The organism is Methylibium sp. Pch-M (genome assembly GCF_004136295.1).
Lineage (GTDB): Bacteria > Pseudomonadota > Gammaproteobacteria > Burkholderiales > Burkholderiaceae_C > Methylibium > Methylibium petroleiphilum.
This window is the reverse complement of sequence record NZ_CP029606.1, coordinates 624,648-650,509: the sequence shown is the minus strand read 5'-3', so window position 1 is coordinate 650,509 and position 25,862 is coordinate 624,648. Positions and strand designations below refer to the sequence as shown.

The following is a 25,862-nucleotide window of genomic DNA, read 5'->3' as shown; positions in this document are numbered from 1 at the left end:
CACTACCGTGGATTGCAGCCGTCCCGCGTCTGGCCGGCGGAACGCGGCAGCGGGTCATAAATACCTACAGCCATTGCGATCGACGAGAGTCGCGCCTCCCGCACTCGTCAGCGAGAATTCTCGCGCAAGTCCCCAGGGCGTCGGGCCCCTATACCCGGGGGCGCGATGCGGGCGCTTGCCTACAATTCGCAAATGCTTCACGCTTTCGACTCGCCGTTGTTCGGCGCCGCCACGGCGGCGCTCGGGCCCGCCCTGGCCGAGCGGCTCACGCTGTGGCTCAACCATCTTCTGGCTTCCGAGCCAGCGGCGGCTGAGCGTCTGGTCCGGCATGCTGGCCGGTGCGTGACCTTGCGAGCCGATGCCTTGCCGTCCTGGTGGCCGCGATCGCCGGTGCTGAGGTTCCGCGTGACGCCCGCCGGCTTGCTGGAATGGGCACCGGATGAGGGCGGCCTCGAAACGAACGATGACCTGCAGATGAGCTTCGAGGCGTCGAACCCGGGCCAGGCCGCGCTGGACTGGTTGAGCGGGCGCCGGCCGAGCGTGACGATCCAAGGTGATGCGGCCTTCGCCGCTGACTTGCACTGGGTGGTCGAGAACCTGCGGTGGGATGTGCAAGCCGATCTCTCCCAGCTGTTCGGTCCCGTGATTGCCGAGGGGTTGGTGCGTGCGGGGCAGGGCGTCGCCGCCGCGTTGCGGGGCGCCGCCCAGGCGGCCGCCACGCTCGCCGCCGGCGCGAACGGATCGCTGTCGCGATGAGGGATCTCGCACGCCTGGTCTACATCGTCTTCATCGTCCTCCGGTACGGGCTCGACGAACTGGCGCTGTCGAGTTTCCGCCAGCGCTGGGTGCGTGGGCTGGCCCGGCTGGTCGGCGTGGGGCGGCGCCTCGATGCGCCGCGCGGTGCGCGCCTGCGAATGGCCCTGGAGCGGCTCGGCCCCATCTTCGTCAAGTTCGGTCAGGTCCTGTCGACCCGGCGCGATCTGCTTCCGGTCGACGTGGCCGACGAACTGGCCAAGCTCCAGGACGACGTGCCACCGTTCCCCGCCGCACAGGCGGTGGCGTTGGTGGAGGCGGCTTTCGGTCGACCGCTGGACCAACTGTTCGCCAGCTTCGAGCACGAGCCGGTCGCCAGCGCGTCGATCGCGCAGGTGCATTTCGCAGTCCTGAAGAATGGCCGCGAAGTGGCCGTCAAGGTCCTGCGCCCTGGCGTGCTGCAGATCATCGATTCGGATCTGGCGCTGCTGCGCGTCCTGGCCGGCTGGGCTGACCGTTACTCGGCCGACGGCAAGCGGCTGAAGCCGCGCGAGGTGGTGGCGGAGTTCGACAAGTACCTGCACGACGAGCTGGACCTGGTGCGCGAGGCCGCCAATGCCACTCAGCTGCGCCGCAACATGGAGGGACTGGATCTCGTGCTGGTGCCCGAGATGATCTGGGACCTCTGCACGCCCGGCGTGATGGTCATGGAGCGCATGACGGGCGTGCCGATCAGCCAGGTGGCGCGGCTGCGAGAGGCGGGCATCGATTTCCAGAAGCTCGCGCGCGACGGCGTGACGATCTTCTTCACGCAGGTCTTCCGTGACGGCTTCTTCCACGCCGACATGCACCCGGGCAACATCCAGGTCAGCGTGGCGCCGCAGACCTTCGGGCGCTATGTCGCGCTCGACTTCGGGATCATCGGCACGCTCACGGAGTCCGACAAGGACTACCTCGCGCAGAACTTCATCGCCTTCTTCCGCCGAGACTACAAGCGGGTGGCCGAGCTGCACCTCGAGTCGGGCTGGGTGCCGGCCGGGACCCGCATCGACGAACTCGAGGGCGCGATCCGCGCTTGCTGTGAGCCCTATTTCGACCGCCCGCTGAAGGAAATCTCGCTCGGCCAGGTGCTGTTGCGGCTGTTCCAGACCTCACGGCGCTTCAACGTCGAGATCCAGCCGCAGCTGGTGCTACTCCAGAAGACCTTGCTCAATGTCGAGGGTCTGGGGCGCCAGCTCGATCCCGAACTCGACCTGTGGAGCACCGCCAAGCCCTTCCTCGAGCGTTGGATGCACGAGCAGATCGGCTGGCGCGGCCTGGTCGAGCGTCTCAAGGACGAAGCGCCGCGCTACGCGAAGATGCTGCCCGAGTTGCCGCGGCTCCTGCACGACGCGCTCGCGGCGCAGGCCAGGGCGCGCCCGGCGGCCCACGGCGACGGCCCGTCCGACGCCCTGCTCGCCGCGCTTCTGGCCGAGCAGCGGCGCACCAACCGTCTGCTGCAAGCGGTGCTCTGCACCGGCGTCGGCTTCCTGCTGGGCCTGTTGGTGGTGCAGATCTGGCAGCGCTGGCCCGGTTGATGCGGTGCAGCGCTTGAGGTGCGCGTGCTCCCTGGAGCCGGCGCCGCGCGAGGCCGCGCCCTTACAATTGCAGTTTTCGAATCAAGGGTTTGGTCATGCCGATCTACGCCTATCGCTGCGAGTCCTGCGGCCATGCGCAGGACGTGCTTCAGAAGATCTCCGATCCGTTGCTCACGGTCTGTCCGTCCTGTGGTGCCAGCGCGTTCAAGAAGCAGCTCACCGCCGCCGGGTTCCAGCTCAAGGGCTCGGGGTGGTACGTCACCGACTTCCGCAATGGCGCCCAGCCCGCGGCTGCGACGGCCAAGGCGCCCAAGACGGATGGTATCGCCACCGCCACGCCAGCTGCTGCACCGGCCGCCGACAGCGGCGGTGGAGGCGCCGGTGGCAACAGTTCGGGCGGCGATGCGGGTGGCGGCGCCACCCCGACCGCCGCGACATCGGCGGCCGCGGGCGGCTGCGGCTCGTCGTGCGCCTGCCACTGAACCGTCCCGGCACGCTGCGTTCCGCCCCGTCCGAAAGCCCTGATTGAAAAAGTACCTGATCGCCGGCCTGCTGGTCTGGCTGCCGCTGGCCATCACCATCTGGGTCCTGCATGCGGTGCTCGGCCTGCTTGACGGCGTGTTCGCCTGGCTGCTCAGCGCGTCGCAGGCACTGCTGCCGGCGGCCGCGCATTCCCCGCTGGAGATGCTCAAGCAGATCCCCGGCCTCGGCGTGATCGTCATGTTGGTCGGCCTGCTGCTGACCGGCATGTTCGCGACCAATATCGTCGGCCAGTGGTGGCTTCGCCAGGGTAGCCGCGTGCTCCAGCAGATCCCGATCGTCAAGTCGATCTACAGCTCTGTGAAGCAGGTCTCGGACACGCTGTTCTCCAGCAGCGGCAACGCCTTCCGTGAGGCGGTGCTGGTGCAGTACCCGCGCCAGGGCTCGTGGACCATCGCCTTCGTCACCGGCCGGCCGGGCGGCGAGGCGGGCGAGCACCTGAGCGGCGACTATCTCAGCCTCTATGTCCCCACCACGCCCAACCCGACCTCGGGCTTCTTCCTCATGGTGCCGCGCGCCGATGTCGTCGCGCTCGCGATGAGCGTCGACGAGGCGCTGAAGTACATCATCTCGATGGGCGTCGTGGCGCCACCGACGCACCTTCCGGCGCGGCCGGTGCGAAATCTGGCGGGTTGAACGCCGCGGCCCGCGTTCAACCCTGAGGGCTTGCGAGACAGCCTGCCAGCGCCCAACATTGCGCCGCCACGGCGGCCTTCGATCCCAGAGTTCCGGAGCCTTCTTCCATGCGTACCACCTACTGCGGCCTCGTCAGCGAAACGCTGCTCGGCCAGACCGTGACCCTGATGGGCTGGGCCCACCGCCGCCGCGACCATGGCGGCGTGATCTTCATCGACCTGCGTGACCGAGAGGGCCTGGTGCAGGTCGTCTGCGACCCCGACCGCGCCGAGATGTTCAAGGCCGCCGAGGGCGTGCGCAACGAGTTCTGCCTGAAGATCGTCGGCAAGGTCCGCGCCCGGCCGGCCGGCACCGAGAACGCCAACCTCGTGAGCGGCAAGGTCGAACTGCTGTGCCATGAGCTCGAGGTGTTGAACCCGAGCGTCACGCCGCCGTTCCAGCTCGACGACGACAACCTCAGCGAGACCACGCGCCTCACCCACCGCGTGCTCGACCTGCGCCGCCCGGCGATGCAGAAGAACCTGATCCTGCGCTACCGGGTCGCGATGGAGGTGCGCAAGTTCCTCGACGCCAACGGCTTCATCGACATCGAGACGCCGATGCTGACCAAGAGCACGCCCGAGGGCGCGCGCGATTACCTTGTGCCGAGCCGCGTCAACGAAGGCATGTTCTTCGCGCTGCCGCAGTCGCCGCAGCTCTTCAAGCAGCTGCTCATGGTGTCCGGCTTCGACCGCTACTACCAGATCACCAAGTGCTTCCGCGACGAGGACCTGCGCGCAGACCGCCAGCCCGAGTTCACGCAGATCGACATCGAGACCTCGTTCCTCGACGAGGAAGAGATCCGCGGCATGTTCGAGGGCATGATCCGCACGGTGTTCCGCGCGGTGATGAACGTCGAGCTGCCCGGCTATCCGGTGATGAAGTACGCCGAGGCGATGCACCGCTATGGCTCCGACAAGCCGGATCTGCGCGTGAAGATGGAGTTCACCGAACTCACCGAGGTGATGAAGGACGTGGACTTCAAGGTGTTCTCCGCGCCGGCCCAGGCCAAGGGAGGCCGCGTGGTCGCGCTGCGCGTGCCGGGCGGCGGCGAGATGAGCCGCAGCGAGATCGACGGCTACACCGAGTTCGTCAAGATCTACGGCGCCAAGGGCCTGGCGTGGATCAAGGTCAACGACGCGAGCAAGGGCCGCGAGGGACTGCAGAGCCCGATCGTCAAGAACCTGCACGACGCGGCGATCGCCGAGATCATCGCGCGCAGCGGCGCCCGCAACGGCGACCTGCTGTTCTTCGGGGCCGACAAGGCCAAGGTGGTCAACGACGCCATCGGCGCGCTGCGCGTCAAGATCGGCCACAGCGACTTCGGCAAGTCGGGCGGCCTGTTCGAGGACAAGTGGGCGCCGCTGTGGGTGGTCGACTTCCCGATGTTCGAGCACGACGAGGAGGGTGACCGCTGGGCCGCGGTGCACCACCCGTTCACGGCGCCGAAGGACGGCCATGAGGACCTGATGGACACCGATCCCGGCAAGTGCCTCGCCAAGGCCTATGACATGGTGCTCAACGGCTGGGAGCTCGGCGGCGGCTCGGTGCGGATCCACCGCGCCGAGGTGCAGAGCAAGGTGTTCAGCGCACTGAAGATCGGCTCCGACGAGGCCCAGCTCAAGTTCGGCTTCCTGCTCGACGCGCTGCAGTACGGTGCGCCACCGCACGGCGGCCTGGCCTTCGGGCTCGACCGCCTGGTCACGCTGATGACCAAGGCCGATTCGATCCGCGACGTGATCGCCTTCCCGAAGACCCAGCGCGCGCAGGATCTGCTGACGCACGCGCCGAGCCCGGTCGACGAGAAGCAGCTGCGCGAGCTGCACATCCGGCTGCGCAACCCGGCGGCCGGACAGAGCGGCGTCTGAGCCGGCGGCTTGCCGCACAATCCAGGGGCGCCGATCGGCGCCCCTTTTTTCTGACCGCTTCCCTCGACGTGACGACGCCATCCCGCCCGTACAAGGTCCCCGAATCCGTGCTGGTGGTGATCCACACGCCGGCGCTCGAGGTCCTGCTGATCGAGCGGGCCGACCAGCCCGGTTTCTGGCAGAGCGTCACCGGTTCGAAGGACGCGGCCGGCGAGCCTCTGCTGGAGACCTGCATCCGCGAGGTGGCCGAGGAAACCGGCATCGAGGTCGGTTCGCCCGCGGTGCCGCGGGCCGCGCTGCGCGACTGGCAGCTCGCCAACGTCTACGAGATCTACCCGGTGTGGCGCCATCGCTATGCACCGGGCGTGACCCACAACACCGAGCACGTGTTCGGGCTGACGGTGCCGCGCGACATCGCGATCCGGCTGGCGCCGCGCGAGCACCTTCGGCACGTGTGGCTGCCGTACCGGGAGGCGGCCGACCGCTGCTTCTCCCCATCGAACGCCGAGGCCGTGCTGCAATTGCCGCGGCTCTGGCAGGGCGAGGCATGAACCCGCTGCAGTCCTCGGTGCTGCCGCCCGCCTCGGGCGACGAGCGGCGGCTGCGCGTGGCCACCTACAACATCCACAAGGGCGTGCGCGGCGTCGGCCCGGCCAAGCGGCTGGAGATCCACAACCTCGGGCTCGCCATCGAGGCGCTGGACGCCGACCTGGTGTGCCTGCAGGAAGTTCGGCGCTTTCACCGGCGCGACGCGCGGCGCTTCGACCGCACCTCCTTCGGCTGGCCGCAGCAGGGACAGGCCGAGTTCCTTGCGCCGGAAGGCTACGACGTGGCTTACCGCACCAACGCCATCACGCGCCACGGCGAGCACGGCAATGCGCTGCTGTCGCGCTGGTCGATCGGTGAGCCGAACCACCACGACGTGTCGGACCACCGCTTCGAGCAGCGCGGGCTGCTGCACGTGCAGGTCAACTGGCAGGGGCGGGCGGTCGACACCATCGTCGCCCATTTCGGCCTCAGCCACTCGAGCCGCCTGCGGCAGGTGCAGCGTCTCGCCGCCTTCGTGCAGCAGGAGCTCGATCCCGCCGTGCCGCTGCTCGTGGCCGGCGACTTCAACGACTGGGGCGAACGCCTCGACGGTGCGATGCAAGAAGTCGGTCTCCGGCGCGCCGTGGCGCCGTCGGCCAAGGGGCTGCAGCGCAGCCTGACGTTTCCGTCGCTGGCGCCGGTGTTCGCGCTCGACCGCGTCTACACCCGTGGCTGGCGTTGCGTGTCGACCTTCGTGCCGCGTGGTGCCACCTGGGCCCGCATGTCGGACCATCTGCCACTGGTGGCCGAGTTCGAGCCGCTGGAGGCCTGAGGGCATGACCGCTCCGGCCGGCGCTCCGCCGCCGGACGACCCCGTGCTGTCCGAGGCCCTGGCCTGGTATGTCCATGCCCGGGCCGTGTTCAGCGGCGGCAACGAGGTGCAGCTGCTGCGTGGTGGCGATGCGCTGTTCCCGGCCATGATCGAGGCGATCGGCCACGCCACGCACGAGGTCTGGCTCGCCACCTACATCTACGGCGACGACGTCGCGGCGCAGGCCGTGTCGGCGGCGCTCGTCGCTGCCGCCCGGCGCGGGGTGCGCGTCCGCGTGGTGGTCGACGGCTTCGGTTCGCTGCATGCGTTGGCGGCGCTGCGCGAGAGCCTCGAGCCCGCGGGCGTGGCGCTGGCCGTGTTCCGGCCGACGCAGCGCTGGTGGAGCTGGCTGCAGCCGGGCCAGCTGCGCCGCCTGCACCAGAAGCTCTGTGTCGTCGATGGCCAGGTCGGCTTCGTCGGCGGCATCAACGTGCTCGACGACCGCCACGACCTCAACCACGGCTGGGGCGACACCCCGCGGCTCGACTACGCGGTGCGCCTGCGGGGCGCGGTGGTCGGGCCGGTCGAGCAGACGGCCCGCGCGATGTGGACGCGCGCCGCCTTTGGTCGCGACTGGCGCGACGAGGTGCGCCAGATCGCGCGCAGCAGCCAGCCGATGGCCCGCGCGCGCCGCCTGCTGCGTCGCCTGCGCATCGCGGTGCGGCGCGGCTCACCAGGCGGCTTCGGCGCCGGTGCGCTGCAGCCGGTGCGGGCCGCCTTCGTGGTGCGCGACAACCTCAGCCAGCGTCGCAGCATCGAGCGCAGCTACATCGACGCGCTGCGCCGTGCGCAGCAGCGCATCGACATCGTGTCGGCCTACTTCTACCCTGGCTTCGAGTTCCGCCGCGCGCTGCTGGCCGCGGCGCGGCGCGGCGTGCATGTGCGGCTGCTGTTGCAGGGCAAGGCCGACTACCGCTTCGCCGCGCTGGCGGCACAGGCGCTGTACGACGAACTGCTGGCGCACGGCGTGGCGGTTTTCGAGTACACGCCGGCCTTCCTGCACGCGAAGGTGGCGCTGGTCGATCAGCGCTGGGCCACGGTGGGCAGTTCCAACATCGACCCGCTGTCGCTGCTGGTCAACCTGGAGGCGAACGTGATCGTCGAGGACCGCGGCTTCGCGGCCACGCTGTCGCGCGAGCTGGACCGCGACTTCGCCGTCTCGCGCGAGATCACCGCGCCGGTGCCGGTGGCCGGCTGGCGCCGCTGGCTGCGCCGGGGCTTCGTCGCCTGGGTGGCCCGGCTCTACCTGCGCGCGGCTGGCGCCGGCGGGCGCTACTGAGCCGGCGGCGGCCGGGAACACCGCCGGCCGCCAGGGCGATCCGACAACCGTTAAGCTAGCAGACCGCAGTCGCTGCTCGCCCCGCGCGAGATGCTCCGATGAACGCTCCCCACACCCTGCCCAGCCTCCGTGCCGTGTCCGACGACGAAGGCGTGCCGGTCTCCGTCAAGATCCGCGAGCGCATCAAGTCGCAGCGCGAGCGTTTCCACGCCAACGACAACATCGCCGAGTTCATCGAGCCGGGCGAGCTGGAACAGTTGCTCGACGAAGTGGCCGGCAAGATGCGCGGCGTGCTCGACAGCCTGGTGATCGACACCGAGAGCGACCACAACACTCAGGACACCGCGCGTCGCGTCGCCAAGATGTACCTGAACGAGGTCTTCAAGGGCCGCTACGTGCACGAGCCGGCGGTCACGGAGTTCCCGAACGTCGAGCACCTGAACGAGCTGATGATCATCGGCCCGATCACCGTGCGCAGCGCCTGCTCGCACCATTTCTGCCCGATCATGGGCCGGGTGTGGATCGGCGTGATGCCCAACGAGCACTCCAACCTGATCGGCCTGTCCAAGTACGCGCGGCTCACCGAGTGGATCATGAGCCGGCCGCAGATCCAGGAGGAGGCGGTCACCCAGGTGGCCGACCTGCTGCAGGACAAGATGAGCCCCGACGGCCTGGCGATCGTGATGGAGGCCGACCACTTCTGCATGCAGTGGCGCGGCGTGCGTGACCTGGACTCCAAGATGATCAACAGCGTGATGCGCGGCGTGTTCCTGAAGGACGCCAACCTGCGACGCGAGTTCCTCTCACTGGTCAACAACAAGAAGGGCTGACGACCATGCTGGTGCGTCTTCTGTACGCGAGCCGCGCCGCCGGGCCGGTGACGCCGGAGATCATCGAGGGCATCCTGGTCCAGTGCCGGGCACACAACCCGGCGCTCGGCATCACCGGCATCCTGTGCCATGGCGGCGATGTCTTCATGCAGGTGCTCGAAGGTGGCCGTGACGTCGTCAACAGCCTCTACGCGCAGATCGTGCGCGACCCGCGCCACCGCGACATCGCGGTGCTGCACTTCGAGGAAGTGACCGAGCGGCGCTTCGCTGGCTGGACGATGGGCCAGGTCAATCTGGCCAAGATCAACCCGTCGATCGTGCTGAAGTACAGCGAGCGCCCGGCGCTCGACCCGTTCGGCGTGTCCGGCAAGGTCTCGATGGCCCTGCTCGAGGAACTGATCGCGACAGCGTCGATCATCGGTCGCGCGGGGTAGAGCGGCAGGCCGCTGCCGTCGGGTTGCTCCGCGTCATCCCCGATCCCTTTTGCAGATTTTCTCTATTGGGCAGGGGTGTTCCTGAAGGTAGAGTCCGCGCGCTTTCGCATTCACCGGACATCTTCAGGAGCATTCATGTCGTCAGCCCAGCGTCCCGCCCTTTCCCGGCTGCGGGTGAACCCGGTGGTCGCCGCCTGCGCGCTGATCGGTGCAGTGCCGTTCGCCCAGGCGCAGGACGCGGCGAGCGGGACGCTCGCGCCGGTGGTCGTCACCGGCAAGGGCTTCGAGCAGCGCGCCTTCGACACCCCGTACTCGGTGGGCACGGTGGACGAGGAGGTGCTGCGCAACGCGGGCCCGATGATCAACCTGTCGGAGGCGATGGCGCGCGTGCCGGGCCTGACGGTGGCGAACCGCAACAACTACGCGCAGGACCTGCAGATCAACTCACGCGGCTACGGCGCCCGTTCGACCTTCGGCGTGCGCGGCATGCGCTTGTACAGCGACGGCATCCCGGCGACCATGCCCGACGGCCAGGGGCAGGTATCGCACTTCGACCTCGCCGGCGCGCAGCGCGTCGAGGTGCTGCGTGGGCCGTTCAGCGCGCTCTACGGCAACAGCTCGGGCGGCGTCATCGCGCTGGTGAGCCAGCCGGTGCGCGAGCGCTATGGCGAGCTCGGTGCGGACATCGGCCGCTTCGGCCTGCGCCAGGGGCGCGTGACGGTGCAGGCGCCGCTCGGTGACGAGCCGGGCCGCGGCTTCGACCTGCGCTTCGGCGCGAGCTATCTCGACTATGACGGTTTCCGTCCGCAGAGCAGCGCCCGCCGCACGCTGGCCAACCTGCGCCTGGGCTGGACCGGCGAGCGCGACACCGTGGTCGTCAGCGTCAACCACGTCGACCAACCCGCCGACGATCCGCTGGGCCTGAACCGCGCGCAGTTCGACGCCGATCCGCGCCAGACGGCCGCCGTGGCGACCCAGTTCAACACCCGCAAGACCGCGCAGCAGGAGCAGATCGGAGCCACCTGGCGGCATCGCTTCGCGGACCTCGGTGCTCTGAACGAGAGTGCCGTCACCGCCTATTTCGGCCAGCGGTCGGTCACCCAGTGGCAATCGATCCCCGTCCTGACGCAGCGCAACCCAACGCCGCCGCCGAACACCGACCGGCACCCTGGCGGCGTGATCGACTTCGACCGCGATTACCAGGGCCTGGACGGCCGGCTGATCTGGCGCTGGACGCTGGACGGCGACCGCAGCGCCCAGTTCGTGGCCGGCGCGGCGCTGGAGCGCAGCACCGAGGACCGCCGCGGCTACGAGAACTTCCTCGGCGATCCGCTGGCGCCCACGGCGCTCGGCGTCACCGGCAACCAGCGCCGCGACGAGAAGAACACCGTGAAGACCACCGATGTCTACGCGCAGGGCGAGCTGGAGTTCGTCAAGGACTGGGTCGCCACGCTCGGCGCGCGCAGCGGCCGCGTGCGCTTCGAGGCGGACGATCACTATGTGTCCGGCCTCAACGGCGACGATTCGGGTTCGCTGAAGTACAGCTACACCAACCCGGTCGCCGCGCTGCAGTGGCGCGGCCTGCCGGACTGGAACTTCTATGTCAGCGCCGGCGAGGGCTTCGAATCGCCGACCTTCGGCGAGCTGGCTTACCGGCCCGACGGCGGCAGCGGCTTCAACAACGGCTTGAAGGCGCAGACCAGCAAGCAGATCGAGCTCGGCGCGAAGTGGCGCGACGATGCGCGTGGCCTGGCCGCCGACTTCGCGGTGTTCGAGGCGCGCACCGACGACGAGATCGGCGTGGCGACGAACGCCGGCGGCCGCTCCACCTTCCAGAACGTCGGCTCGACCACGCGGCGCGGCGTCGAGCTGGGTGCGGGCTGGAGCATCACCTCGCACTGGCGCACCGCGCTGGCGTTGACCTGGCTGTCGGCGACCTACGACGACGCCTTCGTCACCTGCACCGCCGTGCCCTGCAACGGCGCCAACCCTGGCAACCAGGCGACCGTGCCGGCCGGCAACCGCATCGCCGGTACCAGCCCGCGCAGCGCGTTCGCCGAGCTGGCGTGGCGGCCCTTCGGCACGGCGGCGACCGAGCTCGCCGCCGAGCTGCGGGGGCAGGACGAGGTGGCCGTCAACGACCGCAACACCGACTTCGCCGGCACCTGGGCCACCTGGGCTCTGCGTGCCACCCAGAGCTGGAAGCTGGCCGAAGGCAGCCGCATCGACGCACTGGTGCGCGTGGACAACCTGTTCGACCGCGAGTACGCCGGCAGCGTGATCGTCAACGACGGCAACGGCCGCTTCTTCGAGCCCGGCATGCCGCGCAACTGGCTGCTGTCGGTGAAGTGGCGGCAGGCGTTCTGAGCTGAGCCGGCGGCGACGCTAAAGTCGGGGCTTCCCGACTCGTACGATCCGCCGTTTGCCTGCCTCCGCCCTTGCTCTGGTTCTGACCGCCGCGCTGCTGCATGCGTTGTGGAATCTCGTTGCCAAGCGCGCAGGAGGTGACCAGCGCTTCGTGCTGCTGACGGCGCTGATGGTGGCGGTGCTGTGGGCGCCTGTCGGCCTGTGGGTGGCCTGGGACGAGCTGCCGCGCTGGGGCCTGCTGGCCTGGGCCGCAGTGCTGGCCAGCGGTCTGACGCACCTGGCCTACTTCACGGTCCTGCTGCGGGGCTACCGGGCATCGGATCTCACGGTCGTCTACCCGGTGGCGCGTGGCACCGGGCCGCTGCTGTCGGCGCTGGGCGCCGTGCTGCTGCTCGGCGAATCACTGTCGGCGCTCGGTGCAGCCGGTGTCCTGGCAGTGACGGTCGGCATCGTGCTGATCGCCGGCGGGCCGCGGCTGCTGCAGGCCCTGAGGGGTCGCCATGGTGACGGCGACATGGCGTCGCAGCGCGTGCGTGCCGGCCTCGGCTGGGGCGCGGCGACCGGCGCGACCATCGCCGCCTACACGCTGATCGACGGCGCGGCGGTCAAGCTGCTGGCGGTCTCGCCGATCCTGGTGGACTACTTCGGCAATTTGCTGCGCATTCCGTTCATGCTGCCGCTGCTGCGGGACCGCGTGGCGCTGCGGTCGGCCTGGCGCGCGCAGTGGCGTCACGCCCTGGTGGTGGCGGTGTTCAGCCCGGCGGCCTACGTGATGGTGCTGTACGCGATGCAGCTCGCGCCGCTGTCGCACGTGGCCCCGGCCCGCGAGGTGTCGATGCTGTTCGCGGCCCTGCTCGGTGGCCGTCTGCTGGGCGAGGGCGAACTGGGCTGGCGGCTGGTCGGGGCGGCGTGCATCGCACTCGGCGTGGCGGGTCTGGCGCTGGGGTGAAGCGCAAGCCGCGGAGCAAGGGTTTGGCCTGTGAAGGTTTCGGCGCCCCCGGGCGGCTTGCAAGACAATCGGCAGGCAACCCGCGTCCTGCGGCCAGCCCAACGCCATCGTGAAACCCATGACTCCGTCGATCTCCACTCTCTCGGCTCTTGCATGCCTGGCACTGGCCGGCGTGGCGACAGGGGCCTGGTCGGCTGAGACGGTGCGCTCGGCAGTCGTCTCGACGGAGCGGTCCGTGCCGATCGCCGACTCGGACATCTTTGCGGAGATTGACGCGAACAAGCCGTTCCGGCAGATCCGGGGCGGGCAGGTCGGTCTGGAATGCGCCGGGGCGAAGGACATCAGCGTCGCGTCCCTCGATGACGCCGGCGGTTTTGACGGTACGGCGCAGCCCGCGGGCCGGCGCTTCGGAAAGACGGTCGATCCGCTGGACGCGTCGAAGAAGGTGCTGATGTTCGCGCCGTCGGTCGGCGACAGCCTGGGCGGCGCCGGGGCCAAGCGCTGCGAGGTCAGCTGGTGGATCACGCAGCCGGGTGTCGTCAAGCCGTACATCGACATCTGGCACGCGTTCGGACTGTTGATGCCCGATGGCGGCTACGACTTCCAGGCCGTGATCAGTCAGTTCCACCAGCTGACGCCGCAGACGGTCAATCCCTGGGCGGCGATCCAGGCCGAGAAGAACGGTCTGGTGCTCTTCGTTCGGCACAACACCACGGTGCCGCCGACGCGCGCCACGAACCAGACGCGCAGCTTCGAATCCCCCGGCATCCCGACAAAGGCATGGACCGTGATCGTCACCAAGCTGCGGATCGATCCCAACGAGGGCGGGCGTGGGTATTTCCAGGCGTGGCGAGACGGCGTCCAGTTCGCGGACTACGTCGGCCCGACCGGCTATGCGACGATCGATCGCTACCCGACCTGGCAGAAACTCGGCTTCTACCCCTGGGACCACGCCAACTGGTCCACGCCGGCCACGGCACGCGTGCTGTTCAAGGCCCCAGTGTTCGTCCGGGATCCGACCGGCGCCAAGTACACCGAGGCCAGCCTGCGCGCCTACGTCCTGAGCCGTTAGGGGCTGGCGGGGCGGCGGGACTGCGGCCCCGTCGATATCCGCGGCCACTCAGCGCCCGAACAGCCCCTTGACGACGCTGCCGACGCCTTCGACCACGCCTTCCACGCTCAAGCCCACCACGTTGCCCAGCGCCGAGGCGACTCGCGTCGCGAAGTTCTCGTTGAGGGAGAACGCGGGATCGTCGAGCCGGCCCTCCAGCGTGAAATCGAGTTCGATGCGTTCGTGCCGGTTCATGAAGGCCAGCATGGCCTTGCGCGGCAGGCCGGCGAAGTTGCCGTCGCCGAGTTCCAGCTGGCTCAGCGTCATGTGCCCCGGCGCGTGCAGCTGCTGGTTTTTCACGGTGGGCGCCAGATCGAGGTCGAGCGTGCCGCGCCTCACGCCGCCTTGGGCCACCCGGTTCACGTAGGGCTGCAGCGCGAGCAGATCGACGCGGCGCAGGCTGAGCTTCAATGCGGCATCGCGGGTGGCACCGGTCGCGCTGCCGCGCAGCTCGAGCCGGCCTTCCGGGCCGGCCCGCGCGCCGCGGACCCCGGCGGTGAGGTCAATCTGCGTCGCCACATCCAGCGACGGCAGCGCGAGCGGCCCGATGCTCGCCTGCATGTCCACCAGCCGCAGGGCCAGCGGCGGCCGGCTCACCGAGGCGTCGTAGAACGCGATCTCGGTCCCGCGCAACTGCACGTCGCCGATGCGCACTGCAGGCAGGCTGCCGCCGCGGCGTTCGGCACCGGCTCTTTCGCGCCGACCCAGCAGCGCGGGCAGCACCTGCATCTGGCCGTCGCGACCCCGCAGCAGCGAGATGTAGCCGTCCTCGATGCGCACGCTGTGCACCCCGATGCGTCCGCGCAGCGCGGACCACAGGTCCGGGGTCACCACCACGCGGGGCGCACGCAGTTCGTCGGCGACCGGCCAGCCGCTGCCCGGCGCGGCGGCGATGCGCAGGCCGCGGATCTCGACGCCGCCCCAGGCGAGGCCGATCGAGCCCACCTCGCTGCGCGGGCCGAGGGCAGCCACCATTTCCTGCTGCAGCCGGTGGGCTGCCAGTTGCCAGGCCAGCGCCAGGGTCGCCAGCACGACGGCCAGGCTGATCCCCAGCCGGCGGACCCGGCGGCACGGGGCAGCAGCGCTGGCGCGGGAGGGGATGGCGGTCGTCATGCCGGGATTGTCGCGGGCCGGTAGAGTCCCAGCGTCCATGTCAGCGCCCCCTTCACCCCCCGCCGCCATCGTGCCGCTGCCCTTGCTGGGCGTCGACTTCAGCAGCGCGCCCACGCGGCACAAGCCCATCGTGCTGGCGCGAGGCCATGCCGACGGTCACTTGCTGCGTCTCGACGCGATCGAGCTGCTGCCCGACCTTTCCGCCTTCTCGGCCCTGCTGCAGCGGCCCGGTCCCTGGCTGGGGGCCTTCGACCTGCCGTTCGGCCTGCCGCGCGAACTGGTCTCCGAACTGGGCTGGCCGCAAGCCTGGCTGCCGATGCTGCGTCTCTATGCGGCGCTGCCGCGCAGCGAGATCCGCGAGCGTTTCGCGGCCTTCTGCGCGGCCCGGCCTGCCGGGGCCAAGTTCGCCCACCGCGCCACCGATGGCCCTGCCGGGTCGAGCCCGTCGATGAAGTGGGTCAACCCGCCGGTCGCCTACATGCTGCACGCGGGTGTGCCACGGCTCGTGGATGCGGGCGTGACGCTGGCCGGTCTGCATGCCGGTGATCCGCAACGCGTGGCGCTCGAGGCCTACCCCGGGCTGCTGGCGCGCGAGTTGATCGGCGCACGCTCGTACAAGAGCGACGAACGCGCGAAGCAGACACCCGAACGCCTGATCGCCCGCAAGGACCTGGTCGACGCGCTGGAGCAGGGCCGGTCGCGGCTGGGCCTGCGGCTGAAGCTGCGCCATGCGCAGCGCGAAGAACTGGTGGCCGACGCGCGCGGCGACCGGCTCGACGCCGTGCTCTGCATGCTGCAGGCCGCGTGGGCCGCGACGCAGCCGAACCACGGCTTGCCGCCCGTGATCGATCCGCTGGAAGGCTGGATCGTCACCGCGCCCTGGTCTGCCGATGCCAGGAGCACAGCATGAAGCTCGGCCCGCTGTTCGGCCGAGCGAACCGGGCGCGGCTCGCGATCTACCTGCTGGCGCTTTGGAAGCTGTTCAAGCACCCGGACACGCCGCGTGCGCCCAAGCTCATCGCCATCCTGGTGATCGCCTATGCACTGAGCCCGATCGACCTGATTCCCGATTTCATCCCGGTACTGGGGATGCTCGACGAACTGGTGCTGCTGCCGCTGGGGATCGCACTCGCCGTCAAGCTGACGCCCGACGCCCTGTGGCAGGCGCGGCTGCGCGAGGCCGAGGCCAGTGGCGAGCGCGTGCCGAAGATGCTGTGGGGCGTGTTGCTGATCGTCGCGGTGTGGCTTCTGTGCGGGGGCTTGCTGGCGTGGTGGGCGTGGCGTAGCTGGGGCGCTGCGTGACGCCGGGCCGTCGGCAGGTGATCGGATGGCTGGCCGCCATCGCGGTGTCGGGCAGTGCTGCGGCAGCGGAAGAGCGCTTCGATGGCGTGGTCACCCGCATCACCGACGGCGACACGGTCTGGGTGCGACCCGACGCGACCGAAGGCCACGGTCGCCGCAAGCCCGTGAAGCTGCGCCTGGCGGGCCTGGACGCGCCCGAACGCTGCCAGCCGCACGGCAGCGCAGCCGGCGCCGCGCTCGCGGCGCGCGTGCAGGACCGCCGCGTCACGGTGCGGCGGCGTGCGACCGACATGCATGGCCGTGCACTCGGGACGCTGTGGCTGGATGAACAGGACGTGGGCGCCTGGCTGGTCGCCGAGGGGCACGCATGGTCGTCTCGCTACGGCCGCGACCCGGGCCCCTATGCCGCCCAGGAGCAGCGGGCCCGCGCCGCGGGGCGGGGCCTGTTCGCCGTGCCGGATCCCGAGCTGCCGCGCGATTTCCGGCGGCGCCATGGGCCCTGTGATTGACAGATCGCCGTCCGAGAGGCGGCCATTACTTTCGCATCAACGTGCTCTTGCCGAACAGCGACTCCACCAGATCCACCGCGAGCACCGCCGTCGCATTGCGCACGTCGAAGGCCGGGTTCAGCTCCATCACGTCGAGCGAGGCGAGGCGGCCGGTGTCGGCGATCATTTCCATGCACAGCTGCGCTTCGCGGTAGGTCGGGCCGCCGTTGACGGTGGTGCCGACGCCGGGGGCGATGGGCGGATCGAGAAAGTCGACGTCGAAGCTCACGTGCAGATGGGTGTTGGCGTCCAGCGTCGCGAGCGCGAGTTCCATCGTGTGGCGCATGCCCATCTCGTCGATGTAGCGCATGTCGAACACCTCGAGGTCGACCTCGTGCACCAGCCGCCGCTCGCCGGCGTCGACGCTGCGGATGCCGATCTGGCGCACCCACTTCGGGTTGATCGCCGGCACCTGGCCGCCGATCTCGATCAGCGCCTGCGGACCACGGCCGCACAGGCACGCGACCGGCATGCCGTGCACGTTGCCGGTGGGCGTCAGCACGTTGGTGTTGAAGTCGGCGTGTGCATCGAGCCACAGCACGCGCAGCTTCTTGCCGGCCTCGCGGCAGTGGCGCGCCACCGCGCTGATGCTGCCGATCGCGAGGCAGTGGTCGCCGCCCAGCAGGATGGGCAACCGGCCCAGGCCCAGCTCGGCGTGCACCGCTTCGTGCACCGCGGTATTCCACGCCACCACCTCGGCGAGGTGGCGGTAGCCCTCGGTCGGCGGTAGCCAGGGGTTGCGGGGTCCGGCGAGGTTGCCGCGGTCCACGACCTCCAGGCCGTGCGCTTCGAGCGTGCTCTGCAGGTTGGCGACGCGCAGCGCCTCCGGGCCCATCGACGCGCCTCGGGCCCCGGCACCGATGTCGGTGGGTGCGCCGATCAGCGAGATCTTCGGGGCGAGGCGGCCGACGTCGCTCATGGTCACTCCGGGCTCAGGTGTCCTCGGCGAACGCGCCGGTCTGGGTGTCGAGCGCATCGAGCCCGTAGTGGCGCTCGATCACGCCCCAGGCCTCCTCGGCGCTCTCGACGAAATGGAACAGCTTCAGGTCTTCGGCATGGATCATGCCGGTGCCGACCAGCAGATCGAAATTGATCAGCTTGGTCCAGAACTCGCGGCCGAACAGCAGCACCGGGCGGCGGCGGATCTTGCCGGTCTGCATCAGGGTCAGCGCCTCGAAGGTCTCGTCGAGCGTGCCGAAGCCGCCGGGGAAGCACACCAGCGCGATCGCGCGCATCAGGAAGTGCATCTTGCGCAGCGCGAAGTAGTGGAACTGGAAGCACAGCTCCGGCGTGATGTAGTCGTTGGGCGCCTGCTCGTGCGGCAGCACGATGTTGAGGCCGATGCTCGGGCCGTCGGTCTCGAAGGCGCCGCGGTTGCCGGCCTCCATGATGCCGGGGCCACCGCCGGTGACGACGGCGATCGGCTCGTCGAGCTGCTTCGAGGCCGTCGTCACGATGCCGGCGAAGCGCCGCGCTTCCTCGTAGTGGTGCGACATGGCCAGCTGCATCTCGGCGCGCTTGAGCGCGTCGGTGTCGCCCAGCGCCTGCGCGGCGGCGACGCGCCGCAGCGCCTCGTCGCGCGGCAGGATGCGGGCGCTGCCGAAGATCACGATGGTCGATTCGATGCGGTGCTCGCGTTGCACCAGCTCGGGCTTGAGCAGCTCGAGCTGCATCCGCACCGGGCGCAGTTCCTCGCGCAGCAGGAAGTCCTTGTCGTCGAAGGCCAGGCGGTAGGCGCTTTCGGGGCCGGCATAGCGCGAGGCCGGCGTGACCGCGGCCACGTCTTCCTGGGCCGAGGGGAAATTGCGTGCGCGCAGATCGTGGGTCGTGTCGTCCATGCGCCCAGCTTACCCCGCAGGCCCGCGGTGCGGCCCGCACACCGGGCAGTCGGCGCGGCGGGCGAGGCGGATCTCGGTCCATTCCATCGCTCGGCCGTCGAGCATCTGCAGCCGTCCCGCCAGCGTCGGCCCGATGCCGGCCAGCAGCTTCAGCGCCTCGGCCGCCTGCATGCTGCCGATGATGCCGACCAGCGGCGCGAACACGCCCATCGTGGAGCAGCGCACCTCCTCGAAGGCGCTGTCCTCGGGGAACAGGCAGGCGTAGCAGGGGCTGGCGGCGTCGCGCACGTCGTAGACCGAGATCTGGCCGTCGAAGCGGATCGCCGCGCCGGCCACCAGCGGCTTGCGGTGCACGGCGCAGGCCCGGTTGACCGCGTGGCGCGTCGCGAAGTTGTCGCTGCAGTCGAGCACCACGTCGGCCTCGCGTACCAGGGCGTCGAGCCGCGCTGCGTCGGCGCGCTCGGTCAGGGCCTGCACCCGCACCGCCGGGTTGATGGCGGCGATGCTGCGCGCGGCCGATTCCGCCTTCGGCATGCCAATGCGCGCCATGTCGTGCACGATCTGTCGCTGCAGGTTGGTCAGGTCCACCGTGTCATGGTCGGCTACGGTGATCGTTCCGACCCCGGCCGTGCCCAGGTAGAGCAGGACCGGCGAGCCCAGCCCGCCGGCACCGATGACCAGCGCATGACCGTCGATGAGGCGCTGCTGGCCCTCGATGCCGATCTCGTCGAGCAGGATGTGGCGGCTGTAGCGCAGCAGCTGGTCGTCGTTCATGGCGCGAGGATAGCGTCGCGGGCCACCCAGGATTCAGCGCAAAGCGAAGAGCCCGCCGTGGCGGGCTCTTCGCGTGGGGGCACGACGGGGCGCTCCGTCAGTTGGTCTTGGTGTCGTCGGGCTTGCGCTCGGTCTGTGTCTTCGAGGCCAGTACCGTCTTGCCCTTCAGTCGGTTCAGCGCCTGCTGCAGCGGGAAGTCCTCGGCGCTGCCGAACTCGGGCAGAGGCTTGGGCGCCTTGTCCTTGTCCTTGCCGTTCGCCTCTTCCAGCTTCTTCAGCGCCTCCTCGCGGGCCTTCTCGCGCGCCGGGTCCTTGACCTCCGGGCCCTGGCCGCTGGAGATGTGCTTTTCCAGATCGGCCTCGCGGGTGCGGATGGCGGCGAACACGTTGCCTTCGGCGGTTTCGTCGAGCCACACGTCGGGCACGATGCCGGTGGCCTGGATCGAGCGACCGCTCGGCGTGTAATAGCGGGCGGTGGTGATTTTCAGCGCCGTGTCGGGCGAGAGCTGGCGCACCGTCTGCACCGAGCCCTTGCCGAAGGTCTGGCTGCCCATTACCGTGGCGCGCTTGTGATCCTGCAGGGCGCCGGCGACGATCTCGCTGGCAGAGGCCGAGCCCTCGTTCACCAGCACGATCAGCGGCACGCTCTTCAACCCCTCGGGCAGCTTCTTCAGCGGGTCGCTGCCACGGCGCGAGTAGAACTCCGGATTGGCCTTGAAAACGGCCTTCGATTCGGCGATCTGCCCGTTCGTGGAGACCACTGTCACGTCCCTGGGCAGGAAGGCGGCCGAGATCGCCACCGACGCCTCGAGCAGACCACCCGGGTCGTTGCGCAGGTCGAGCACCAGGCCCTTCAGGTTGGGGTCCTGCTTGTACAGGTCGGCCAGCTTGGTGGCGAAATCCTCGACGGTGCGATCCTGGAACTGGCTCACGCGCAGCCAGGCATAGCCGGGCTCGATCATCTTCGCGCGCACGCTCTGCACGCGGATCTCCTCCCGGGTGATGGTGACCGGGAAGCTGCGGCTCTCGGCCTTGCGGAACACCGTCAGCACGACCTTGGTGTTGGGCTCGCCACGCATCTTCTTGACGGCCTGGTCCATCGTCAGGCCCTTGACGAAGCTGTCGTCGATCTTGGTGATCAGGTCGCCGCTCTTCACGCCGGCCCGGAAGGCCGGCGAGCCTTCGATCGGCGAGACCACCTTGACCAGCCCGTCCTCCATGCCGATCTCGATGCCGACGCCGACGAAGCGACCGCTGGTGCCTTCGCGGAATTCCTTGAAGGTCTTCTTGTCGAAGTACTGCGAGTGCGGGTCCAGGCCGGCGACCATGCCGCCGATGGCGTCGGTGATCAGCTTCTTCTCGTCGACCGGTTCGACGTAGTCGCTCTTCACCATGCCGAACACCGCGGCGAGCTGCTGCAGCTCCTCCAGCGGCAAGGCCGCCGACGGGTTGCGCGCCGTCGCGGTCAGTTGCATCGTGGTCAAGGCACCCGCGACCGCCCCGACGACGATCCAGCCAGCCACTTTTGTCTTAGCACCCATGACGTCCGGGTTCCTTTTCGATTGCTGCAGTCCAGTATAGGACCGGCACCTGCGCTGTGAGTCTGCTCCAGGCCCCAAAGTTGCGTCGTTTGGAAGGCTTTGCAGGCTTTTACCGACGCTTCCGGCGGCGCAGGCGGGCAGGCCGTCAGCTCGGCTGGCGTGGGAAGGTGACCACGTGGTCGACCTCGGCGCGGATGCCGATCCATTCGCCAAGCTGGTGATCGTGGTGCGAGGGCACGTGGGCGAGCACGCGTTCGCCACTGGCCAACTGCAGCGTGTACAGGAACTCGGAGCCGCGGAAGGCCTTGCGTTCGATGCGGGCCTTCACCGGCGAGCTGTCGTCATGGACGATGTCGTCCGCCCGCAGGAGCACCTCGCACTCGCCGTCCGGATAGGCGGCGGACAACGGGCATTCCTCGAGATCGTTCAGGTCGCCCACGGGGGTGTGCACACGCGGACCGTCGGCGCCGTCGACGATGCGGGCTGGCGCGAACACGCCGTGGCCGATGAAGTCGGCCACGAAGCGCGTGGCCGGACGGTGGTAGAGCTGGTAGGCGCTGTCCCACTGGTCGAGGCGGCCCCAGTGCATCACGCCGATCACGTCACCCAGGGCGAAGGCCTCGAGCTGATCGTGGGTGACGAAGAGCGCCGTCGTGCCGGTGCGCTTGAGGATCGCGCGCAGCTCCTGCGCCAAGCGTTCTCGCAGGTCGACGTCGAGGCTGGAGAAGGGTTCGTCCAGCAGCAGCAGCCGCGGCGCCGGCGCCAGGGCCCGGGCCAGGGCGATGCGCTGCTGCTGCCCGCCCGACAGCTGGTGCGGCGCGCGCTTGGCGGCGCTGCCCAGGCCCACCAGGTCGAGCAGTTCGGCCACGCGTTGCTCGCGCTGCGCCCGCGGCAGGTCGTGCAGGCCGAAGGCCACGTTCTGCGCCACGCTGAGATGGGGGAACAGCGCATAGTCCTGAAACACCATGCCGATGCGGCGCTGCTCCGGCGCGAGATGGCGGCCGCTGGCCGCGTCGCCGAGCCGTTCCTCGCCCAGCGAGATGCTGCCGCCGGCCAGTGGCTCCAGGCCGGCGACGGCGCGCAGCAGCGAGGTCTTGCCGCAGCCCGACGGGCCGATCAGCACACCGATCTCGCCCTCGGCCAGACCGAAGGACACGCTGTCGACCGCTGGCCGTTCGCCGCCGCCCGGGTGCGCCGCCGGGTAGCGGATCGAGACATCGGCGAGACGCAGCAGCATCCCTCTATGATAGCGAGCTGACTTCAAATGAATTTCGTTCGCATTCCCGTATTCGCCCCGCTGCCGCGCCTTGACCACGGCCGTCGCGGGCCTCCCGGCCGCGGCCTCGACTGAGCATGCGCCGCCTCGCCGTCGTGCTGTGCGCGCTGCTGGCGCTGCCCTTGCTGGGCGTGTTCGGGGCCTGGCTGGCCCCGCAGGCGCAGAGCCTCGAATTGCTGCGTCACCAGGCTGCCACGGTGCTGCCTGGCTATGCCTTGAGCTCGCTGCTGCTGGCGCTGGGCGTGGCGATCGGCGTGGCGCTGCTGGGCGGGGCCACTGCCGCCGCGGTCAGCCTGTTCGACTTCCCCGGGCGGCGCGTCTTCGAGTGGGCGCTGCTGCTGCCGCTGGCGATGCCGGCCTATGTGCTGGCCTATGCCAGCACCGATTTCCTGCAGTACAGCGGCCCGCTGCAGACCACGCTGCGGGCGCTGACCGGCGCGCAGGGGCCGTTGTGGCCCGACGTGCGCAGCCTGCCCGGCGCCATCGTGCTGTTCACGCTGGCGCTCTACCCCTATGTCTACCTGCTGACCCGCGGCGCGCTGATGGAGCGCGGCCTGCATCTGATGGAGGCTGCGCGACTGCTCGGCGCCGGACTCGGCCGCCGCGTGCGCGCCGTCGCGCTGCCGCTGGCGCGGCCCGCGCTGGCGGCCGGCGTGGCGCTGGCCCTGATGGAGACCCTCGCGGACTACGGCGTCGGCTCCTACTTCGGCCTGACCACCTTCACCACCGGCATCTACAAGGCCTGGCTGGCGATGGACGACCGCATCGCCGCCGCACAGCTCGCCACCCTGCTGTTGCTCGTCGTTGCGCTGCTGTTGTGGGCCGAGCGGCGTGCGCAGCGGAGGCTGCGCTATGCCAGCAGCCGCGGTGGTGCGGCGGCGCGCGAGGGCCGACCGGTTCCGCTGCACGGCCGGCGCGCCGTGCTGGCCTTCTCGCTGTGTGCGGCGCCGGTGCTGCTGGGTTTCGTGCTGCCGGTGGCGGTGCTGCTGCGCGCGGTGTGGCTGGAGGCTCGGCACGGCGAATTCGGCCTGCCCTGGCTGCGCTTTGCCGGCTGGGCCTGGACCAGCCTGCAGCTCGCCGCCATCGCGGCGCTCGCCGCCGTGGCGCTGGCGGTGCTGCTTGCCTTCGTGCTGCGGGGCCGCGCCGGCGGCGCGGTGCGGCCACTGGCGCGGCTGGTGTCGCTGGGCTATGCGGTGCCGGGGGCGGTGATCGCTGTCGGCCTGCTGCTGCCGGTGGGCTGGGTGCAGGCCGCGGCGCCGGGCAGCAGTGCCGCCGCCTGGGTGACGGCGGCAGCGACCGGCAGCATCGGCGGCCTGCTCTACGCCTACCTGGTGCGCTTCTCGGCGGTGGCGCTGCAGTCGGTGGAGGCGGGCTATGCACGCATCCCGGCCAGCTTCGACGACACCGCCCGCACGCTCGGGGCGGGGGGCGGGCGGCTGTTCTTCGGCGTGCACGCGCCGCTGCTCACGCGCTCGGCGCTGGCCGCGGCGCTGCTGGTGTTCGTCGACGTGATGAAGGAACTGCCGGCCACGCTGGTGCTGCGGCCCTTCAACAGCGACACGCTGGCCGTGGTGGCCTACCAGTTCGCACGCGACGAGCGTCTGGCCGAGGCTGCGCTGCCTTCGCTGGCGATCGTGTTGGTCGGCCTGATTCCGGTGCTGCTGCTGTCGCGCGCGATGCGGGTGCGGTGAGCGGCACCCCGCCGCGGCTGGTGCCTCCGACAGGAATCGAACCTGTATCTGCCGCTTAGGAGGCGGCCGTTCTATCCATTGAACTACGGTGGCTAAGGGTTGGCCCTGGGTCGATTTTCACTCACCCGCTCTCCTGTAGCATCACGCGAAACCACCGGCAATCACAACTCCGGTGCTACTCGACTACTACAGGACTGCTACAGCGTGGCCTCCATCATCCAAGTTGGCGACCGCTGGCGCGCGCAGGTGCGTCGGGCCGGGCACAAGTCTATCGCGCGCACGTTCGACACCCGCCGGGAGGCTGAGAGCTGGGCCCGGCGAGTCGAAACCGGCATGGACGAGCACCGGCCGGCGGCCCTGGGCGACGACATGAAGGTCGACACGCTTGTTTCGGAATACCGTCGCATGCGCGCCACGCTGGGCCGGGCGGTCGATCCGGCGTCGAACGTCCACTACATGCTGGAGCACCTGGCCGAAGACCTGGGGGCGGAGCGGCTCCGGGAGCTGACGCCCCAGCGCCTGACGCAGTGGGCTCAGTTGAGGAAGTCGCAGGGGGCCGGCGGCTACACGGTCAACATGGAACTGTCCCTGCTCGGGACCGCGATCCGGCACGTCGGGGCCTACCTGCAGGTGCCGCTGCCCGATGTGGTCGGCCTGGCGCGACCCCTGCTGCACTACGCCCAGCTGATCGGTGGCGGTGGGCGCCGGACGCGCCGGCCGACCGAGGACGAACTGTCCCGGCTGGTGTCGTGGCTGGACGAGAACAGGGGGCCGGAGGTTGGCGACGCCGTGCGGGTGGCCGCGATCACCGGCCTGCGCCGCGCCGAGCTGACGCGGATCGCCTGGGCCGACGTGGACGAGCTACGCAAGGCGGTGCTGGTGCGCCACCGCAAGCACCCCCGCAGGATCGAGGCGCGCGACGAGTGGGTTCCCCTGCTGGGCGATGCCTGGGCGATCGTGCAGCGTCAGCCGAAGGACGATGCCAGGATCTTCGCCTTCTCGCCGGAACGGCTCACCGACAGCGTGACCTTCGGAGTGCGTGCGCTCGGCATCCCCGATCTGCGTCTGCACGACATGCGCCGCGAGGCTACGTCGCGGCTTCGGGAGATGGGCTTCGACGCCGACGCCCGGAAGGCAGTGACGGGTCATCGCTCGGACGCGATCCACTCTCGCTATGTGGCGGTGTCGATGGAGGAGCTTCACGAGCAGTACGCTGCTGCGACTCCAGATAAGCCGCCACGTCCGCAACGTCCGCGTAAAGCTGGCGGCCGTCCGACTTGAGCCAGTCGAGTTCGCCCCGCGCGCGCCGGTTCTTGATCGTGCCGGCGGCGATGCCGATCTGCTCGGCGACCTCCTCGAGCGATAGCGACATGCGGCCGTAGCGCTCGGCGAGGAACAGGACGCGCCAGAGGCTCATGCTTGCTTCTCGCCGATCGTTGCGATGGCACTTTCCATCGCTTCCGCCATGGCTGCACGAGCGATAACCTGCGCATCGTGTGCCGCCTTGAGCTTTGATGTGATCTTAGCGAACGTGAGGGCTTCGGACCTTGCTCGCAGCCAGTCCTGGCAGGCCCCCAGTTCGTATCGCCAGCGCTTTGCGCTGACCTGCTCTCGCGGCATCCCTTCAGCGATCAAGCGCGCGATGGTTTGCAGGCTCACCGCGAAGTGGGTTGCAACAGCCTCCGCGCGGTCCACGTAATGCGGCTCACGCGGCTTCGGCGCAGGTGGTGCGACCAATACGCCTCGGCGTGCGCGTCCCATGACGTTGTGAGCCGGTCGCTCGGTGGCAATGGCGTATGCCTCGGCCTGCAGCGCTTCTGCGCGAGTCTGAAACCACTCAATGCTCACCCTGGCGATCTTCTCGGCCCACGATGAGCCGGAGCGGTGCGAGCTGAGTCGGTAGATCGGGCTGAGCGAGATGCCGACGTAGAGCAGAACGTCGCCGCCGTCGAAGTGCCGATATAGGGCGGTGGTCGATTCGTTCATGGCGCCTCAATG

25 protein-coding genes and 1 tRNA gene are annotated in these 25,862 nt (G+C 69.7%); 18 read left to right on the top strand and 8 right to left on the bottom strand.

The features are described 5' to 3' along the window. Positions 1–192: 192 nt before the first annotated feature. The 13 genes from C1M51_RS03130 to C1M51_RS03070 all read left to right on the top strand — a co-directional run bounded on the left by C1M51_RS03130 (position 193) and on the right by C1M51_RS03070 (position 13,743). Entirely contained in the window at positions 193–756 is a 564-nt protein-coding gene (locus C1M51_RS03130) for a hypothetical protein (RefSeq protein ID WP_129448186.1), read from the top strand. Further along, positions 753–2,330, top strand: coding sequence for a ubiquinone biosynthesis regulatory protein kinase UbiB (ubiB, locus tag C1M51_RS03125; protein ID WP_129448185.1), 1,578 nt, complete (start codon positions 753–755; stop codon positions 2,328–2,330). Before C1M51_RS03130 ends, ubiB begins: the two co-directional genes overlap by 4 nt. A 95-nt stretch (positions 2,331–2,425) precedes the next feature. Beyond that, positions 2,426–2,812, top strand: coding sequence for an FmdB family zinc ribbon protein (locus tag C1M51_RS03120; RefSeq protein WP_129448184.1), 387 nt, complete (start codon positions 2,426–2,428; stop codon positions 2,810–2,812). Between the two features lie 43 nt (positions 2,813–2,855). Next, positions 2,856–3,506, top strand: coding sequence for a DUF502 domain-containing protein (locus C1M51_RS03115; protein ID WP_129448183.1), 651 nt, complete (start codon positions 2,856–2,858; stop codon positions 3,504–3,506). Between the two features lie 107 nt (positions 3,507–3,613). Further along, positions 3,614–5,413 (top strand): aspartate--tRNA ligase, encoded by a 1,800-nt coding sequence (gene aspS / locus C1M51_RS03110; protein ID WP_129448182.1) that lies wholly within the window; start codon positions 3,614–3,616, stop codon positions 5,411–5,413. 68 nt (positions 5,414–5,481) lie between these two features. Continuing rightward, a complete protein-coding gene (nudB, locus tag C1M51_RS03105; RefSeq protein WP_129448181.1) occupies positions 5,482–5,964 on the top strand; it encodes a dihydroneopterin triphosphate diphosphatase in 483 nt (160 codons plus the stop codon). After that, on the top strand, positions 5,961–6,773 hold the full coding sequence (locus C1M51_RS03100) for an endonuclease/exonuclease/phosphatase family protein (protein ID WP_129448180.1): 813 nt from the start codon (positions 5,961–5,963) through the stop codon (positions 6,771–6,773). The genes nudB and C1M51_RS03100 overlap by 4 nt, the downstream gene beginning before the upstream one ends. A 4-nt stretch (positions 6,774–6,777) precedes the next feature. After that, complete coding sequence (clsB, locus tag C1M51_RS03095) at positions 6,778–8,091, top strand: cardiolipin synthase ClsB (RefSeq protein WP_129448179.1); 1,314 nt, start codon at positions 6,778–6,780, stop codon at positions 8,089–8,091. A 98-nt stretch (positions 8,092–8,189) separates the two neighbouring features. After that, a complete protein-coding gene (folE, locus tag C1M51_RS03090) occupies positions 8,190–8,921 on the top strand; it encodes a GTP cyclohydrolase I (RefSeq protein ID WP_129448178.1) in 732 nt (243 codons plus the stop codon). A 5-nt stretch (positions 8,922–8,926) separates the two neighbouring features. Beyond that, the gene (locus C1M51_RS03085; protein ID WP_129448177.1) at positions 8,927–9,355 is read left to right on the top strand and encodes a BLUF domain-containing protein; all 429 of its coding nucleotides are present in this window, start codon (positions 8,927–8,929) and stop codon (positions 9,353–9,355) included. Positions 9,356–9,490: 135 nt separating this feature from the next. Then, positions 9,491–11,722 (top strand): TonB-dependent receptor, encoded by a 2,232-nt coding sequence (locus C1M51_RS03080; RefSeq protein WP_129448176.1) that lies wholly within the window; start codon positions 9,491–9,493, stop codon positions 11,720–11,722. Between the two features lie 55 nt (positions 11,723–11,777). After that, entirely contained in the window at positions 11,778–12,671 is an 894-nt protein-coding gene (locus tag C1M51_RS03075; RefSeq protein ID WP_129448175.1) for an EamA family transporter, read from the top strand. Positions 12,672–12,906: 235 nt separating this feature from the next. Next, positions 12,907–13,743, top strand: a complete 837-nt coding sequence (locus C1M51_RS03070) for a heparin lyase I family protein (RefSeq protein ID WP_165349637.1) — start codon at positions 12,907–12,909, stop codon at positions 13,741–13,743. A 48-nt stretch (positions 13,744–13,791) separates the two neighbouring features. On the opposite strand, the gene C1M51_RS03065 is transcribed toward C1M51_RS03070, so the two are convergent. Further along, positions 13,792–14,895, bottom strand: a complete 1,104-nt coding sequence (locus tag C1M51_RS03065; protein ID WP_129448173.1) for a DUF748 domain-containing protein — start codon at positions 14,893–14,895, stop codon at positions 13,792–13,794. Positions 14,896–14,932: 37 nt separating this feature from the next. Here C1M51_RS03065 and C1M51_RS03060 point away from each other — a divergent pair, with 37 nt between their 5' ends. Genes C1M51_RS03060 through C1M51_RS03050 form a run of 3 tightly spaced genes read left to right on the top strand, consistent with a single transcriptional unit; the run spans position 14,933 to position 16,706 of the window. After that, positions 14,933–15,805 (top strand): DUF429 domain-containing protein, encoded by an 873-nt coding sequence (locus C1M51_RS03060; protein WP_129448172.1) that lies wholly within the window; start codon positions 14,933–14,935, stop codon positions 15,803–15,805. After that, complete coding sequence (locus tag C1M51_RS03055) at positions 15,802–16,197, top strand: YkvA family protein (protein WP_129448171.1); 396 nt, start codon at positions 15,802–15,804, stop codon at positions 16,195–16,197. Before C1M51_RS03060 ends, C1M51_RS03055 begins: the two co-directional genes overlap by 4 nt. Further along, positions 16,194–16,706, top strand: a complete 513-nt coding sequence (locus C1M51_RS03050) for a thermonuclease family protein (protein ID WP_129448170.1) — start codon at positions 16,194–16,196, stop codon at positions 16,704–16,706. Before C1M51_RS03055 ends, C1M51_RS03050 begins: the two co-directional genes overlap by 4 nt. 25 nt (positions 16,707–16,731) lie before the next feature. On the opposite strand, the gene rocF is transcribed toward C1M51_RS03050, so the two are convergent. The 5 genes from rocF to C1M51_RS03025 form a co-directional block, all read right to left on the bottom strand. Next, entirely contained in the window at positions 16,732–17,664 is a 933-nt protein-coding gene (rocF, locus tag C1M51_RS03045; RefSeq protein ID WP_129448169.1) for an arginase, read from the bottom strand. 13 nt (positions 17,665–17,677) lie between these two features. Further along, entirely contained in the window at positions 17,678–18,583 is a 906-nt protein-coding gene (locus C1M51_RS03040) for an LOG family protein (protein WP_129448168.1), read from the bottom strand. Between the two features lie 9 nt (positions 18,584–18,592). Next, positions 18,593–19,357: a HesA/MoeB/ThiF family protein gene (locus tag C1M51_RS03035; RefSeq protein ID WP_129448167.1), complete on the bottom strand. Its 765-nt coding sequence runs from the start codon at positions 19,355–19,357 to the stop codon at positions 18,593–18,595. A gap of 97 nt (positions 19,358–19,454) precedes the next feature. Then, positions 19,455–20,897 (bottom strand): S41 family peptidase, encoded by a 1,443-nt coding sequence (locus tag C1M51_RS03030; protein WP_129448166.1) that lies wholly within the window; start codon positions 20,895–20,897, stop codon positions 19,455–19,457. Positions 20,898–21,042: 145 nt separating this feature from the next. Further along, positions 21,043–22,134, bottom strand: a complete 1,092-nt coding sequence (locus C1M51_RS03025; RefSeq protein ID WP_207207790.1) for an ABC transporter ATP-binding protein — start codon at positions 22,132–22,134, stop codon at positions 21,043–21,045. 116 nt (positions 22,135–22,250) lie between these two features. Here C1M51_RS03025 and C1M51_RS03020 point away from each other — a divergent pair, with 116 nt between their 5' ends. Then, positions 22,251–23,864 carry an iron ABC transporter permease gene (locus C1M51_RS03020; protein ID WP_129448165.1) on the top strand — a complete coding sequence of 538 codons (1,614 nt, stop codon included), beginning with the start codon at positions 22,251–22,253 and terminating at the stop codon, positions 23,862–23,864. Positions 23,865–23,882: 18 nt separating this feature from the next. Here the strand turns inward: C1M51_RS03020 and C1M51_RS03015 are convergent. After that, positions 23,883–23,957, bottom strand: a tRNA-Arg gene (locus C1M51_RS03015). Positions 23,958–24,068: 111 nt separating this feature from the next. Here C1M51_RS03015 and C1M51_RS03010 point away from each other — a divergent pair. Then, on the top strand, positions 24,069–25,145 hold the full coding sequence (locus C1M51_RS03010; protein WP_129448164.1) for a tyrosine-type recombinase/integrase: 1,077 nt from the start codon (positions 24,069–24,071) through the stop codon (positions 25,143–25,145). 132 nt (positions 25,146–25,277) lie between these two features. On the opposite strand, the gene C1M51_RS03005 is transcribed toward C1M51_RS03010, so the two are convergent. After that, positions 25,278–25,850 (bottom strand): GIY-YIG nuclease family protein, encoded by a 573-nt coding sequence (locus C1M51_RS03005; protein ID WP_129448163.1) that lies wholly within the window; start codon positions 25,848–25,850, stop codon positions 25,278–25,280. Positions 25,851–25,862 lie beyond the last annotated feature (12 nt).

Bases quoted from the DNA above. Each gene is read 5' to 3' on its own strand.
- C1M51_RS03035 (WP_129448167.1), bottom strand. From the start codon at position 19,357: ATGAACGACGACCAGCTGCTGCGCTACAGCCGCCACATCCTGCTCGAC.
- C1M51_RS03020 (WP_129448165.1), top strand. From the start codon at position 22,251: ATGCGCCGCCTCGCCGTCGTGCTGTGCGCGCTGCTGGCGCTGCCCTTG.
- rocF (WP_129448169.1), bottom strand. From the start codon at position 17,664: ATGAGCGACGTCGGCCGCCTCGCCCCGAAGATCTCGCTGATCGGCGCA.
- C1M51_RS03100 (WP_129448180.1), top strand. From the start codon at position 5,961: ATGAACCCGCTGCAGTCCTCGGTGCTGCCGCCCGCCTCGGGCGACGAG.
- clsB (WP_129448179.1), top strand. From the start codon at position 6,778: ATGACCGCTCCGGCCGGCGCTCCGCCGCCGGACGACCCCGTGCTGTCC.
- C1M51_RS03055 (WP_129448171.1), top strand. From the start codon at position 15,802: ATGAAGCTCGGCCCGCTGTTCGGCCGAGCGAACCGGGCGCGGCTCGCG.
- folE (WP_129448178.1), top strand. From the start codon at position 8,190: ATGAACGCTCCCCACACCCTGCCCAGCCTCCGTGCCGTGTCCGACGAC.
- C1M51_RS03060 (WP_129448172.1), top strand. From the start codon at position 14,933: ATGTCAGCGCCCCCTTCACCCCCCGCCGCCATCGTGCCGCTGCCCTTG.
- C1M51_RS03005 (WP_129448163.1), bottom strand. From the start codon at position 25,850: ATGAACGAATCGACCACCGCCCTATATCGGCACTTCGACGGCGGCGAC.
- ubiB (WP_129448185.1), top strand. From the start codon at position 753: ATGAGGGATCTCGCACGCCTGGTCTACATCGTCTTCATCGTCCTCCGG.
- C1M51_RS03040 (WP_129448168.1), bottom strand. From the start codon at position 18,583: ATGGACGACACGACCCACGATCTGCGCGCACGCAATTTCCCCTCGGCC.
- C1M51_RS03085 (WP_129448177.1), top strand. From the start codon at position 8,927: ATGCTGGTGCGTCTTCTGTACGCGAGCCGCGCCGCCGGGCCGGTGACG.
- C1M51_RS03120 (WP_129448184.1), top strand. From the start codon at position 2,426: ATGCCGATCTACGCCTATCGCTGCGAGTCCTGCGGCCATGCGCAGGAC.
- C1M51_RS03025 (WP_207207790.1), bottom strand. From the start codon at position 22,134: ATGCTGCTGCGTCTCGCCGATGTCTCGATCCGCTACCCGGCGGCGCAC.
- C1M51_RS03030 (WP_129448166.1), bottom strand. From the start codon at position 20,897: ATGGGTGCTAAGACAAAAGTGGCTGGCTGGATCGTCGTCGGGGCGGTC.
- aspS (WP_129448182.1), top strand. From the start codon at position 3,614: ATGCGTACCACCTACTGCGGCCTCGTCAGCGAAACGCTGCTCGGCCAG.
- C1M51_RS03065 (WP_129448173.1), bottom strand. From the start codon at position 14,895: ATGACGACCGCCATCCCCTCCCGCGCCAGCGCTGCTGCCCCGTGCCGC.
- C1M51_RS03080 (WP_129448176.1), top strand. From the start codon at position 9,491: ATGTCGTCAGCCCAGCGTCCCGCCCTTTCCCGGCTGCGGGTGAACCCG.
- C1M51_RS03130 (WP_129448186.1), top strand. From the start codon at position 193: ATGCTTCACGCTTTCGACTCGCCGTTGTTCGGCGCCGCCACGGCGGCG.